This window comes from Methylobacterium sp. J-077 (assembly GCF_022829365.1).
In the GTDB taxonomy this organism is placed as follows: domain Bacteria; phylum Pseudomonadota; class Alphaproteobacteria; order Rhizobiales; family Beijerinckiaceae; genus Methylobacterium.
This window is the reverse complement of the sequence record NZ_JAKSYJ010000062.1, coordinates 19,326-31,991: the sequence shown is the minus strand read 5'-3', so window position 1 is coordinate 31,991 and position 12,666 is coordinate 19,326. Positions and strand designations below refer to the sequence as shown.

Genomic DNA, 12,666 nt, shown 5'->3' with positions numbered 1-12,666 from the left:
AACTCCGCAACCAATGAGGCGCAGGATGGCGAAGGGCTACTGGATCGCGCGGGTCGATGTCCGCGACGCGGAGGCCTACAAGGAGTACGTCGCCGCCAACGGCGCCGCCTTCGCCAAGCATGGCGGCCGCTTCCTGGTGCGCGGCGGCGCCTTCGAGGCGGTGATGGGTCAGCCCCGATCCCGCAACGTGGTGATCGAGTTCCCGAGCTACGCCGACGCCCTCGCCTGCTGGAACTCCGACCTCTACCAGGCCGCCAAGGCCAAGCAGCGCGGCGGGGTCGACGCCGAGATTTTGGTGATCGAGGGCTATGACGGCCCGCAGCCGAGCGTGTCCGAGCCCGCGCCTGAGGCGGGGCGGGCCTCCGAGTAGGGCCGCCGGACCGGCCTAGCTCTGTCGGGACGGATGCAGGATCGACAGCACTTGGACGATGCCGGCGGCGTCATCGACCGCGTACAGGATCCTGTAACGATAGCTCGATGAGACCGCCTTTCGTACGCCGGCCTCATCCTGAGCGCGCCCACTGTAGGGGTGGACGACCAACCGATCGATCGCCGTTCGGATATCCGCCTCGACATTGGCAGCGCCGAGAGAATGGCGAGGCGTAAGATAGTCCGCGATACCGTTGAGTTCCTCAAGAGCGGCGCGGATATAGACAACCTTCAAGGCCGGAAGCGGCGGTACGCGGCTTCGACCTCGGCCGCCGTGGCTAACCGGCCCGCGCGCACGTCGGCCAAGCCGCGCTGCGCGGCGGAGCGCTCCTCATCGCTCATCGGTTCGGGCGGTTCACGGTCGATGGTAGCAGGGGCTGCTTGCATCCCCGCGGGATGCCGCACGCCGCTGTTACTCGTTAGGGCCGTGGTACGAGGAGGAAGGCGGCGCGTCATTCGTCCAGCATAAGCCCATGCAAGCCTGCGTGGAAGTACAGACGGAGCTGCCATCACCTGCTCGGACGCGTGCCCTATGCCGGTCCCGCGCCAGTCAGCCGCGTCGGCGCCAGGCCCCGCAAGAGGAACGCCGTCATGGCCTCCAGCGAGGGCACCGGCTGCAGCGCGGTCTGCCCGACCAGCAGCGGATGCGTGTAGCGGGCGATGCCGGCATGGATGCAGGCGGCCGCTTCCGCCGGGTCGGCGGCCTCGAACTCGCCGCGCGCCACCCCGTCGCGGATGATGCGCTCGAACCCGGCGGTGACCCGGGCGATGTGGTGGCGGCAGACCTCCCAGCTCTCGCCCATGGCCGCCTCGACCATCTCGTGGAGGCGGGGAAATTCCTCACACCGCCGGGTGCAGTCGCGGTGCAGGAGGTCGATTGCCGCCACCAGGCGCTCGGTGGCGCTGAGGCCCGGCCGGGCGGCGACCTCCGAGACCAGGGCTTCGATCTCGCCGATCAGCCGCTCCAGCACCGCCTCGTTGATCGCCTTCTTCGAATCGAAGAACCGGTAGACGTTGGCCGGGCTCATCTTCAGCGTCCGGGCGATGTCCGCCACGGTGGTCTTCTGGTAGCCGATCGCGCGGAAATACGCCGCCGCCGTCGCCAGGATGCGGCAGCGGGTGGTGGGTGCGTTCTCCTCCGCGAGCAGGGGGGGCGGGGCATCCAGGGACATGCACCCCTCAGTAGGGCACCGGCGCGGCGGCCGTCAAAGAGCCCGGCCTGGGCCCTCGTCTGAGGCGCGATCGCCTGCGGCGGGTCGGCGCGCGCGGAACCCTCCCCGGCCGCACCGATTGCCCCGGCATCCGGCCGCCTCGCGGGCGGTGAGCGAGCGAGACGCGCAGAATGATCCTGACCGACAAACGAGCCCTGATCACCGGAGCCGATTCCGGCATCGGGCAGGCGACCGCGGAGCTGTTCGCCCGCGAAGGCGCCGACGTGGCGATCACCTACCACACCGACGAGGCGGGTATCCGGGAGACCGCCGCCCGGGTCGAGTCGGCCGGCCGCCGCGCCCTGGTGCTGCAACTCGATGTCGGCGATCCGGCGGCGGTGAACGCCGCCTACGACCGCGTCGGCAGCGAGCTGGGCGGCCTCGACATCCTGGTGGCCAATGCCGGCCAGGCAATGAGCGGCGTGCCGGTGGCCGAGATGGACGACGCCCTGCTGGAGCGGATCCTGCGGGTGAACCTGATGGGCCCGCTGTTCTGCGCGCGCCCGTTCATCGGGATGCGCCGGGCGGAGGGCGGCGCCGGCAAGATCGTGTTCGTCTCGTCGGTGGCCCAGCACCTGCCGACCCCCGAGAGCGCACCCTACGGGATGTCGAAGGCCGGGCTCGGCTCCCTGTGCCGCAGCCTGTCGCGGGAACTCGCCGAGGACCGGATCAACGTCAACAACGTCGCCCCGGGACTGATCGAGACCCCGATGACCGCCGACCGCTTCGAGAAGACCGAGGTGCTGGATCAGTCCCTGGAGCGGATTCCATGGCACCGCGCCGGCCAGCCCGAAGAGATCGCCCGGGCGATCCTGTATCTTGCCTCGGGGGCGTCCGACTATGTCACCGGCCACACGCTGGTGGTGGATGGCGGCCTGACCATGCAGTGGGGCGGAGCCTGAAACGCCGACGGGCGCCGGGTGCTTTTTCCCGGCGCCCGTCGCGGACGTAGTGTGTTGAGCGCAAGCCCGCCGGCATGATGCCGGACGGGCTGGTGTCGCTCTTGGCCTACGAGCCGAACTGCGAGCCGAGCTGCTCCAGATACTCGGCGAGGTCGAGGCCGCCGACGCGCTTGCCGTAATCGAAGCGCATGCCCTGCCGGATATCGACGCTGGCATCGCGCGTGGTCAGGGTGAACGGCCGGACGCACACCCAGGCTCCGTCGCGGCGGTGCTCGAAGTAGCCGAGGATCTCGTGCTTGGCCATGTCCTGCTCTCCGGAATAGTGTTCGAGGACATAACGGTCCCGCTGCCATCCGGTTCGCACGGCGCGACTGTTTTTCGTGCGGGATCCGAGACGAATCGCGTATTCGTGCCCGGAGTGCCGCCCGGCCTGATCTCGGCAAAGCTTGACTATGACGGTTCGAGGCCGCGCCCGGTTCGCCTGGGCCGTCAGGCGCATGACCTGATGTCCGTCGCGGCGAGCCCGTCGCGTCAGCGGTCGGCCTTCTCGCCGGCCGTGGTCAACGCCAGGTAGCGCTCGGTGGTCGGCCTGATCAGCGCGCGCACCGCCTCGGCCATACCCTGCTCCTCCTTCAGCGATTGCTGGAAGCCGGTCCGATGGGCCTGCTGGCCGGCCGCGTCGGCGATCGTCAGCAGCGACTCGTAGGCCGCGATCTCGAAATTCTCGAAGGCGTGATTGGCGTAGGTGTTCTTCAGGATCTCGTCCTGGGCCGGCGCGTGGCCGAGCGCCATCATGTTGCCGACGAAGCCCAGGAAGCCCTCCTTCAGCGCCGAAGGGCTGTCGCCGAGGCTCTGCAGGGCCTCCTCCAGGCGCTGGCGCTGGCCGTGCGTCTCCTCGATGTGCCGGCGCAGGGCCTTCTCCATCTCCGGGTAATGTTCCAGGCGCTCGACCTGCCGCTCCATGATCTGCAGGGCCTGCATCTCGACGGCGTGGGTGTTCTTGAGGGCGGTGACGTAGATCGAACGTGTGTCGAGTGTCATGTCGGCGTCTCGCGCTGGCTGGGATCGGGGCGATCCATTCATCCGGCCAACCTCGCCTCCGCACGGCCAAGTTCCGGCCGGGAAGGTCGCAGGCCCCCGCCCGTGCGGGCCGGGTCCCGTCTGCCGGGCGCCGCGGCCGTGGCGTCTCGGCCACAGCATGCGCGTCTTCCGCATCCCGAGAACGGCTTTCCCGCAGGTTGTTCGGATGGCGTGCTAGCCGCGTCATGCCGGCGTCGCACGCCGTATCCGACAAGTCCGAACACCGCCTCCGGACCGCCGCCGGATCCACGCTTGCACGGGGTGACCAGTGATGTCCCGACCGATCCTGCCGAGCGTCCTGTCGGCTGCCTTGCCGCCCGTCTTGGCCCTCGCGGCCGGCCTCACGCCCCTTCCCGCCCGCGCCCAGACCGCCGCCGAGATGGCGGCCCGGATGGACGCGATGCAGCGGCAGATGCAGGCGATGCAGCAGGAACTCGCGGCCCTGCGCCGGCAGGCGGGCGGGCAGCGTCAGGCCCTCGCCGGCGAGACGCGCGCCCGCCGGGCTTTGTCGACCGAGCAGGCGCGCCTCGCCGCGCGGACCGAGCGCCAGCAACAGGTGGCCCAGGCGGGCGGCCCCGGCGGGGCGCGGCCGGCCGCCTCCGAGCACACGCCGGTGATCCTCGCCAACGACCTGGTCTGCAATGCCGGCAGCTACGCGCTGGGGTCGGCGATCTGCTTCACCCCGGGGGGCTTCGTCGAGCTGGCGGGCATCTTCCGCAACCCCAACCTCGTCTCGGACGTCGCCAGCGATTTCAACGGCATCCCGTTCCGCAACAGCCCGCAGGCGCGCGAGAGCGAGTTCCGCTTCTCAGCCCGGCAGAGCCGCCTGAGCGGCCTGTTCACCGCCAAGGTCGAGCCGACGCTGCAGATCTCGGGCTATTACGAGATCGATTTCCTGGCAGCGGGCACCACCTCGAATTCCCGCGAGAGCAACAGCTACACGCCGCGGGTCCGGCAGATCTTCGCCACCGTCGACGCCCTGGATTCCGGCTGGCACGTGCTGGCGGGCCAGGCCTGGAGCCTGATCACCACGGATCTCGCCGGGATCACGCCGCTCAAGGAGCAGATCCCGCTCACCATCGACGCGCAATACGTGCCGGGCTTCAACTGGACCCGCAATCCGCAGATCCGGGTGGTCAAGGACCTGGCGCCGGGCCTCTGGGCCGGCCTGTCGGCGGAATCGCCCCAGAGCGTGCTGCCGCCGAGCCCGTTCGCCGCGCCGAGCCTCGTCAACCTCAACAACACCGGCGACGGCGCCGGCCTGCTCAACACCGCCACCACCTACTCGAACAACAGCGCCCCCGACATCGTCGGCAAGCTCGCCGTCGAGCCGGGCTTCGGTCATTACGAGGTCAAGGGACTGGTGCGCTTCTTCGACGACCGCCTGAGCGCGACGAACATCACCGCCGCGACCCGCCTCCCCGGCCGCTCGGACACCGCCCTGGGCTACGGGATCGGCGGCGCCGCGACCCTGCCGGTGATCGACAAGGTGCTCGACGTCCAGGTCAGCGGCCTCGTCGGCCAGGGCATCGGCCGCTACGGCTCTGCGCAGCTGCCGGACTTCGCCCTCAGGGCCGACGGCTCGATCGCCCCGATCCCGGCCTTCCAGCTGCTGACCGGCGCGGTCGCCCATGTCCAGCCCGGTACCGACGTCTACCTCTATGCCGGCTGGGAGCACGCGTCCCGGGCCGGCGCCCGCAACGCCACGGGCTACGGCGCGCCGACCCTGGTGGTGACCGGCTGCGATGTCGAGGGCGCGGCGAGCGGCACCTGCCAGGCCGAGAGCCGCGACATCCGGCAGATCACCGGCGGCTTCTGGCACGACCTGTACAAGGGCTCCTACGGGCGCCTCGTGGCGGGTGCGCAGGCCTCCTACACCGAGCGCGACGCCTTCCGGGGCGTCTACGGCATCCAGCCCTCCGCCCACCTCGTCACCGGGCTGGCCTCGCTGCGCTACTATCCGTTCTAAATCTCTAACCTGGGCTGCCCTATCGCAGCCCTTCCTCCTGCAACGCCTGTTGCACCGCCGGGCGCCCGCGGACGCGGCCGTACCAGGCCTGAAGGTTGTGCAGGGGGTCGAAGTGGATGTCGGCCCGGTAATACGAGGTCAGCCACGGCGCCTGCCCCCAGCCGGTGAGCGCGAACAGGTAGGTGTCGGCCACCGTGAAATTGTCGCCCATGAGGTAGTCGTGCGCAGCGAGCTGCGCGTCGATCCAGGCATAGCGCGCCTGGACCTTTGGCTTGGCGGTATCTAAATACCGCCCTGCCAGCCGGGCATAGAGCAGGGGGATTAAGCCTTTGTGGATCTCGGAATTGAGGAATCCGAGCATCTCCTGCAGGCGGTAGCGCGCGAAGCTCCCGTTGGCCGGGGCGAGACCTGCCTCCGGCTTCAGATCGGCCAGGTATTGCAGGATGGCCGGCCCTTCCCGCAGGACACGGCCGTCGCCGAGTTCGAGGGCTGGGACGTAGCCGTGCGGATTGACGGCGTAATAATCCTCGCCCGCCTCCGTCCTGTGGTTGGCGTGATCGACCCGGCAGAATGTCACGTCGAGGCCGAGTTCGTGGGCAACGATATGCGGCGCGAGCGAGCAGCTCGCGGGGATGTAATACAGCTTCATGGACAGGCTCTGAAGACGTGCCGTAACGTCGGTACCGGAAACGGTGGTTCCCTGAATTTTGCGTAGCGCAGTCGGGACGATGTCGGAAGAACGCAAGAGTTTTAGCGCATGGCACAAGAATTATACTGTGCCTGACTTGAAGTCACGTCCATGAGGGAGACCGTTACGGGATGCTCCGTCGAGCACGCGATGCACCTGCTCGGCGGCCGCTGGCGCCTGCTGCTGGTGTCCTATCTGATCGACCGCCCGAAGCGCTTCAACGAACTCCGGCGCGACCTGCCCGGCATCTCGCAGCGGATGCTGACGCTGGATCTGCGCGCCCTCGAATCCGCCGGCCTGATCAGCCGGACCGTGTATCCGACGACGCCGGTGAAGGTGGAATATGCCCTGACTGAGGACGGGATGCGGCTGAAGGCGGTCGTGTCCGTCGTCCAGGAATTCGGATTGTGGCTGAAGCGGCGCGACACGGCCTGAGATCTTGATGCGCCCGCCCGGTCCTCGTCCGGCGCTCTCAATGCAGGGATTGATTCGCCGGAGCGCGCTGCCGATCGGCGAGATGTTTGCCGACTTCCAGCAGCAGGGTTTCCATCAGGGCGACGATGCGCGTGTCGCCGAGTTCCGAGACGGCGTTGTGCAGGGACAAGCACAGGTCGGCGGTCTTGTTCAGGGCGTCCTCGATCGTGCTCCCGTCCTGGGTTGCGAAGGCGACGCCGGCGGGTTTGCTGTCCGAAATCTCGACCACGACGCCCCGCCCCGTGCTCGGGCGGCCGTTCTCGTCCAGGTAGAAATGGCCGCGGGTGAACACCCAGCGCAGCCGGCCTTCCGGGGAGCAGACCCGGTACTCCGCCGTATACGAGCCGCCGGACTGCATGCAGTCCAGGATCACCTGCGTTATGTGCGCCCGATCCTCGTGATGGACGGCCTTCATGATCTCGGCGAGGGTGACGCCGGCCCTCGACCGGGCCGGGCTGATGTTGAACAGCAGAGCCGTGACCGGATCGGCGCGCGCATCGTCGCTGACGATGTCCCACATCCAGAAGCCGACGCCGCCGGACGCGTCGAGCGCCGCGACCAAGGCCGCCTCTGAGACGACATCGTCGGAGTCTTCCGCCAAGATATCCCCCGATATCGGTATCGCACGTGTGCACCACGCCGTTTACTGGATCGACGCGGCATCGCGGGCCGGATGTACCAGAAATCGGCGGTCGAACAGAGCGCGACGGCAACAGCCGCGTTCGGTCGGCGCGCGGCGTTCCCCGGCGGGGCGGCCGACACCGTCGGAGCCGTTGCCGATCGCCCTGCAATCGGCAACGGCTCTCAGTCCTGGGTTTGACGCGCGCCAGACCTTGCCCTTCCAGGGCACGAGTGCGCGTTCCAGGCGGCGCATGCCGAGCTCGGACAGGGCCGCGAACAGGCCGATCACCAGGATCCCCATCACCACCACGTCGGTGCGCAGGGAGTTCGAGGCGTTGAGGACGATCTGGCCCAGCCCGGCCTGGGCCGCGACCATCTCGGCGGCTGCCATATCGCCGATACCACCCCCGCGACGAGGCAGCCTGACCGGGCCCGTCCTGGCCGTGACGGATCTGGCGATCGGCCCCCGGCGCGGGTCACCGGCGGCCGAAGCCTGTGGACTACGCAAGGCTCCGATAGATTTGCCTTTCGGAATCGAAACCTTTATAAATCCGATGAATTAGATTCAAAAAATGAATTTAGGCTAGATCATGGCGACGTTGCGATACGTTCTTCTCGGAATCTCTGTCCTATCGTTGGCTGTCGTGCTGGTTTCCTGGACCGTGAGCGGGCATGCGGGCGATCTGGTCGTGTTTCTGGTGGCGGCGTTTCTGGTCGCCAACAGCACCTATATTCTGTTCTCCGGACCAACATTGAAAGCGAGCTCTGTATTTGATCGTGCAGCCACCGGGCTTGCTTTCGCGTCGCTCGAACTGCAGCACCAGGCCAAGGAGGCCAAGGTCCGGGAGGTCGAGGCCGAGCGGATCCGGGCGCAAGAGGCTGAGCACAACACATCAAAGCTGCGGGCGGCCGAGGAATTCATCAGCTACGTGCGCCAGAACCCGCTCATGCGGAGGCGGCAGCCCATCGAAGTCAAGCAGATCACGCTGCTCAACGACCCGAAGAGCATCGCGCTTCCGGCGCTGGAACTGCCCCGCCCCGTCCCGACGGAACTGAATGGCCGGCACCGCGACGAGCCGGGTCTGGCGAGCATGCCCCACCCGGCGCCGCCCGGCGCAGGGCCTCGGCTCGAGAGCTAGCGCATCGTCCCGAAAGGTGATCCCCGGCTTTCAGAAAAAGACGATGCCAATCTGAAACCCGGCACCTCAACCCCCGGCGCGGAGTGCGCCGTCTCCGCCTGCATCCTGCGCCGCTTGCGAACGTCGCGAGGATGCCGCGCCGCGGTCTCGGGTTGCCTGGCGCCGCGTCTCCGTCCGTTCGGCGACGGCGCGATCCGTCTCGGGGCCCGGGTTGGGGCTGGCGGCCTCAATCCCCGATGCGGCCCCGACTATCGTGGAGCCAACTTGGGTGGAACCAACTCGGCGGTCTGCGGCTTCATGGGCTGGGTCCGGGAAGGATTTGCTCCTCTCGCGGTTCCGAGGAAAACAACCGCCCGCAATGGCGGCATGAGAGGAAACATCCTTTGCGCACCACGCTCATCACCGCGGCCCTGCTCGGCGCCTTCGGCGCCGCCGTCGCGTCGCCCGCCTCCGCCGCCCCGATCGGCCCCGGCACTGTCGCTGCCCCGGCTGACATCGTCTCGACCGTCCAGATGGACCGCATGGAGCGCCACATGGAGCGTCGCCACATGGAGCGCCGCATGATGCGGCACAACATGGAGCGTCGCATGATGCACCGTCACATGCGTCACCGGATGATGCGCCGCGAGATGATGCACCGCATGTAATCGGGCGGACGCCTGGGCCTCGTTCCGGGCCGTCTCGTTTCCGGCCCGGCTGCGGATGACCCCGCCGCCGGGCTTTTTTGATGCACCGCGGCTCCGCAGGGCGGCCGGCTTCCCGCCGCCGACCAGAGGGCGATCGAACCATCTGGGCCGCACGGCGTTTCAAGCCTCCGATAGGAGACAGGTACGATGAAAGCGTTTTTGGCAGCGGTCGCGGTGGGTTTCGGCGTGATGTCCGCCCTCGGACCGGCTCTGGCCCAGCGTGGCCCTGATTACGGCTACGGCGATCGGGATTACGGCGGCCGGGATCGCGACGACGATTACCGGGGCCGCGACCGCGATTATCGGGACCGCGGCTACGGCGAGCGCGCCTATGGCGGGTTCGACGAGCGCGAGTATCTGCGCTGCAACCCGGATGTCCGCCGGGCGATCGCGAACGGCCAGATGGAATCCGGCGCCGCGCATTACCGGACCTTCGGCCGCCGCGAGGGGCGCCGCCTGAGCTGCTGAGGCGCCTAGCGCGACCGGGCGCGGTCGCGCAGCAGGTTGAGGATCAGCGCGGTCCAGCCGGTCTGGTGCGAGGCGCCGAGGCCCCGGCCGGTATCGCCGTCGAAGAACTCGTGGAACAGCAGGGCCTCCTCGGCGCCGGGCGCCGGGGGAATCGGCGGCCGCGCCCCGAGGGCCGGCCTGCGCCCGTCCGGGTCCTTGGCAAACAGGGCGATCAGCCGATCCTCCAGTGCGTCAGCGATCGCGCGGAGCGTGCACATCGCACCCGATCCTGTCGGGTATTCCACCAGAAATTCGTCGCCGTAATAGGTGTGGAAGCGCTTCAGCGCCTCGACGATCAGGTAGTTCATCGGCATCCACACCGGCCCGCGCCAGTTCGAGTTGCCGCCGAACATGTTCGAGGTCGAATCAGCCGGATCGTACCGGACCGTGAGCGAGGCCCCCAGCGCGTTGAGCACGTAGGGCGCGTCCCGGTGGACCTTCGACAGCGAGCGCACGCCGTAGGGCGAGAGGAACTCGGCCTCGTCGAGCATGCGCCGCAGCAGCGCCTTCATGCGGTGGCCGCGCAGCAGCGACAGCAGCTTGCGGTCCTTCACCCCGCCCTCGTTCCAGCGTGACACCAGCCGGGCGAGGTTCGGCCGGTTCTCCAGCACCCAATTCAGCCGCCGGGCGAAATCCGGTAGCCGCTGGAGCACGGAGGGCTCGATCACCTCCACGGCGAAGAGCGGCACCAGCCCGACCATCGACCGGACGCGCAAGGGCAGCATCCCGCCGCCGGGGATGTCGACCTCGTCGTAGTAGAATTCATCGACTTCGTCCCAGAGGCCGAAGCCTTCGCCACCGCCCTGCCCGCCCATCTCGGTCATCGCCTCGGCGATGAGCAAAAAGTGCTCGAAGAACTTCGAGGCGGTGCTCTCGTAGACGTCGTTGTGGAGGGCCAATTCCAGGGCGATGCGCATCATGTTGAGCGCGTACATCGCCATCCAGGCGGTGCCGTCGGCCTGATGGACCACCCCGAAGCCCGGGGGCGGCCGCGACCGGTCGAACACCCCGACATTGTCGAGCCCCAGGAAGCCGCCCTGGAAGACGTTGCGCCCCTGCGCGTCCTTGCGGTTCACCCACCAGGTGAAGTTGATCAGCAGCTTGTGGAACACGCCCTCCAGGAAGGCGAGGTCGCCGCGCCCGCCCCGGCGGTCCCGGTCGATCTCGAACACCCGGTAGGCCGCCCAGGCATGGACCGGCGGGTTGGCGTCGCCGAACTCCCACTCGTAGGCCGGGAGCTGCCCGTTCGGGTGCATGTACCATTCGCGGGTGAGCAGCAGGAGCTGCTTCTTGGCGAAGTCCGGGTCGAGCAGCGCCAGCGGCAGGCAGTGGAAGGCGAGGTCCCAGGCGGCGAACCAGGGGTATTCCCAGGTGTCGGGCATCGACAGCACGTCGGCCGCCGCGAAATGGCGCCACTGGCTGTTGCGGCCGCCGTCGCGCTCCCGGGGCGGCTTCGGCTGGAGCGGGTCGCCCTCCAGCCAGCGCCGCACGTCGTAGCAATAGAGCTGCTTCGACCAGATCAGGCCGGCGGCGGCCTGCCGGAAGATCGTGCGGGCATCCGGATCGGTGATGCCGTCCTGAAGCCCCTCGTAGAACGCGTCCGCCTCGGCCACCCGGCGCCGGACGACGGCGCCGTCATGGTCGACCGGGCGCACCCGGGCGCCGGCCGACAGGCGCAGGCGGATTTGAGCGGTGGCGCCGGGTTCCAGCCGCAGGGCGTAGTGCAGGCCGAGCTTCGTGCCCGCATCCCGGCGGATGGCTGAGGTCTCGCCCGCGACGATCGCCGCGTGTAGGCCGTCCTTGAACGGGCCGGCCGCGTCCGGCTGGCACCCGTGCAGCCGCAGGTTGGTGTCGTTCTCGCAGAACAGCAGCTCCGGCGCGCCGTCATAGGCGAGGCGGTAGGGGCCGAGCCGTGGATGCGCGCAGGTCGCGCCGCCCTCGGGATCGGCGGCGATCAGCGGGCGCGCCTGCCCGGCCTCCCAGGACCAGGTGTTGCGGAACCAGAGCTGTGGGATCAGGTGCAGCTCAGCGGTCTCCGGGCCCCGGTTGAGCGCAGTGATCACGGCGTGGATGTCGTCGGCATCCGCCTTGGCGTATTCGACGGTGATGTCGAAGAACCGGCCGTCCTCGAAGATCCCGGTCTCCTCGATCTCGTATTCCGGCTGGTCGCGCCCGCGCGCCAGGTTCTCGCTGACCAGCGCCTCGTAGGGGAACGCCGCCTGCGGGTAGCGGTAGAGCTGCTTGAGGTAGGCGTGGCTCGGGACCGCGTCGAGATAATGGTAGGCCTCCTTGACGTCCTCGCCGTGGTTGCCCTCTTGGTTGGTCAGGCCGAACAGGCGCTCCTTGAGGATGCGGTCGCGGCCGTTCCACAGGGCCAGCGCCAGGCACAGGCCGCCGCGCTCGTCGCAGATCCCGGCCAGCCCGTCCTCGCCCCACCGATAGGCCCGCGAGCGGGCCTCCTCGTGCGGCAGCGCCCGCCAGGCATTGCCGTCGGGGCTGTAATCCTCCCGCACCGTCCCCCATTGCCGCTCGCTGAGATACGGCCCCCACAGGGACCAGGCCCGGTCGCCCCGTCCCTGCTCGGCGATCCGGCGGCGCTCCGCCCAATCCACGGCTTCATCCCTGTCAGGAGCCATCAGCGGCATCCCGGATGGCTGATGGCGGGCGGCCCGTGGTTGAACCTGCGGAGCGGCGGAGGAACGGTCATCGATCTCGATGGGCTGCGACGGACTCGGCCACCGGATGCATCATCGAAGCCACGTAACTTCAGGTGGGTGGACGCCGCGGCCCCTCCGGCAGGACCGGGCTCGCGCGCGCGCCGGCCGCTTCGAATGATGCGGTGCATGGGTGCGGAGCGTCGGCAAAGATAAAGCCGCCGCGCAACGGCGCGATGCTTGTGGCCTTGACGGCGCGGCATGTTGAAATGAGGGTCAGGCCCGCGTCGCTGCAGATCGATGCAC

15 protein-coding genes are annotated in these 12,666 nt (G+C 68.7%); 7 read left to right on the top strand and 8 right to left on the bottom strand.

The genetic code is table 11. From position 1 onward, the window contains the following. Positions 1-25 precede the first annotated feature (25 nt). Positions 26-370, top strand: a complete 345-nt coding sequence (locus MKL11_RS03750; RefSeq protein WP_243940414.1) for a DUF1330 domain-containing protein — start codon at positions 26-28, stop codon at positions 368-370. A gap of 15 nt (positions 371-385) precedes the next feature. Here the strand turns inward: MKL11_RS03750 and MKL11_RS03745 are convergent, their stop codons facing one another. Together MKL11_RS03745 and MKL11_RS03740 are read right to left on the bottom strand one after the other, a co-directional pair. Further along, positions 386-664 carry a type II toxin-antitoxin system RelE/ParE family toxin gene (locus tag MKL11_RS03745; protein WP_243940412.1) on the bottom strand — a complete coding sequence of 93 codons (279 nt, stop codon included), beginning with the start codon at positions 662-664 and terminating at the stop codon, positions 386-388. A gap of 295 nt (positions 665-959) precedes the next feature. Then, positions 960-1,601, bottom strand: coding sequence for a TetR/AcrR family transcriptional regulator (locus tag MKL11_RS03740; protein ID WP_243940410.1), 642 nt, complete (start codon positions 1,599-1,601; stop codon positions 960-962). 170 nt (positions 1,602-1,771) lie between these two features. Between MKL11_RS03740 and MKL11_RS03735 the strand changes: the two genes are divergently transcribed. Then, positions 1,772-2,542 carry an SDR family NAD(P)-dependent oxidoreductase gene (locus tag MKL11_RS03735; RefSeq protein WP_243940408.1) on the top strand — a complete coding sequence of 257 codons (771 nt, stop codon included), beginning with the start codon at positions 1,772-1,774 and terminating at the stop codon, positions 2,540-2,542. A gap of 106 nt (positions 2,543-2,648) precedes the next feature. Here the strand turns inward: MKL11_RS03735 and MKL11_RS03730 are convergent, their stop codons facing one another. Together MKL11_RS03730 and MKL11_RS03725 are read right to left on the bottom strand one after the other, a co-directional pair. Next, positions 2,649-2,846 carry a hypothetical protein gene (locus tag MKL11_RS03730; RefSeq protein ID WP_007563351.1) on the bottom strand — a complete coding sequence of 66 codons (198 nt, stop codon included), beginning with the start codon at positions 2,844-2,846 and terminating at the stop codon, positions 2,649-2,651. A gap of 227 nt (positions 2,847-3,073) precedes the next feature. Beyond that, entirely contained in the window at positions 3,074-3,583 is a 510-nt protein-coding gene (locus MKL11_RS03725) for a ferritin-like domain-containing protein (protein ID WP_243940406.1), read from the bottom strand. Positions 3,584-3,893: 310 nt separating this feature from the next. Between MKL11_RS03725 and MKL11_RS03720 the strand changes: the two genes are divergently transcribed. Beyond that, a complete protein-coding gene (locus tag MKL11_RS03720) occupies positions 3,894-5,591 on the top strand; it encodes a hypothetical protein (RefSeq protein ID WP_243940404.1) in 1,698 nt (565 codons plus the stop codon). A 19-nt stretch (positions 5,592-5,610) separates the two neighbouring features. Here the strand turns inward: MKL11_RS03720 and MKL11_RS03715 are convergent, their stop codons facing one another. Then, the gene (locus MKL11_RS03715) at positions 5,611-6,240 is read right to left on the bottom strand and encodes a glutathione binding-like protein (RefSeq protein WP_243940402.1); all 630 of its coding nucleotides are present in this window, start codon (positions 6,238-6,240) and stop codon (positions 5,611-5,613) included. 150 nt (positions 6,241-6,390) lie between these two features. Here MKL11_RS03715 and MKL11_RS03710 point away from each other — a divergent pair, with 150 nt between their 5' ends. Continuing rightward, positions 6,391-6,714 carry a winged helix-turn-helix transcriptional regulator gene (locus tag MKL11_RS03710; protein ID WP_243940400.1) on the top strand — a complete coding sequence of 108 codons (324 nt, stop codon included), beginning with the start codon at positions 6,391-6,393 and terminating at the stop codon, positions 6,712-6,714. A gap of 37 nt (positions 6,715-6,751) precedes the next feature. Here MKL11_RS03710 and MKL11_RS03705 read toward each other — a convergent pair whose 3' ends face one another. Next, a complete protein-coding gene (locus MKL11_RS03705) occupies positions 6,752-7,354 on the bottom strand; it encodes a PAS domain-containing protein (protein ID WP_243940398.1) in 603 nt (200 codons plus the stop codon). A gap of 42 nt (positions 7,355-7,396) precedes the next feature. Then, on the bottom strand, positions 7,397-7,765 hold the full coding sequence (locus tag MKL11_RS03700) for a hypothetical protein (protein WP_243940396.1): 369 nt from the start codon (positions 7,763-7,765) through the stop codon (positions 7,397-7,399). A 244-nt stretch (positions 7,766-8,009) separates the two neighbouring features. Here MKL11_RS03700 and MKL11_RS03695 point away from each other — a divergent pair, with 244 nt between their 5' ends. The 3 genes from MKL11_RS03695 to MKL11_RS03685 all read left to right on the top strand — a co-directional run bounded on the left by MKL11_RS03695 (position 8,010) and on the right by MKL11_RS03685 (position 9,667). Further along, on the top strand, positions 8,010-8,513 hold the full coding sequence (locus MKL11_RS03695) for a hypothetical protein (protein WP_243940394.1): 504 nt from the start codon (positions 8,010-8,012) through the stop codon (positions 8,511-8,513). Positions 8,514-8,896: 383 nt separating this feature from the next. Beyond that, positions 8,897-9,160 carry a hypothetical protein gene (locus MKL11_RS03690; RefSeq protein ID WP_243940392.1) on the top strand — a complete coding sequence of 88 codons (264 nt, stop codon included), beginning with the start codon at positions 8,897-8,899 and terminating at the stop codon, positions 9,158-9,160. Between the two features lie 186 nt (positions 9,161-9,346). Further along, positions 9,347-9,667 (top strand): hypothetical protein, encoded by a 321-nt coding sequence (locus tag MKL11_RS03685; protein WP_243940390.1) that lies wholly within the window; start codon positions 9,347-9,349, stop codon positions 9,665-9,667. 5 nt (positions 9,668-9,672) lie between these two features. Here the strand turns inward: MKL11_RS03685 and MKL11_RS03680 are convergent, their stop codons facing one another. Then, positions 9,673-12,342, bottom strand: a complete 2,670-nt coding sequence (locus tag MKL11_RS03680; protein ID WP_243940388.1) for an MGH1-like glycoside hydrolase domain-containing protein — start codon at positions 12,340-12,342, stop codon at positions 9,673-9,675. Between the last annotated feature and the right edge of the window lie 324 nt (positions 12,343-12,666).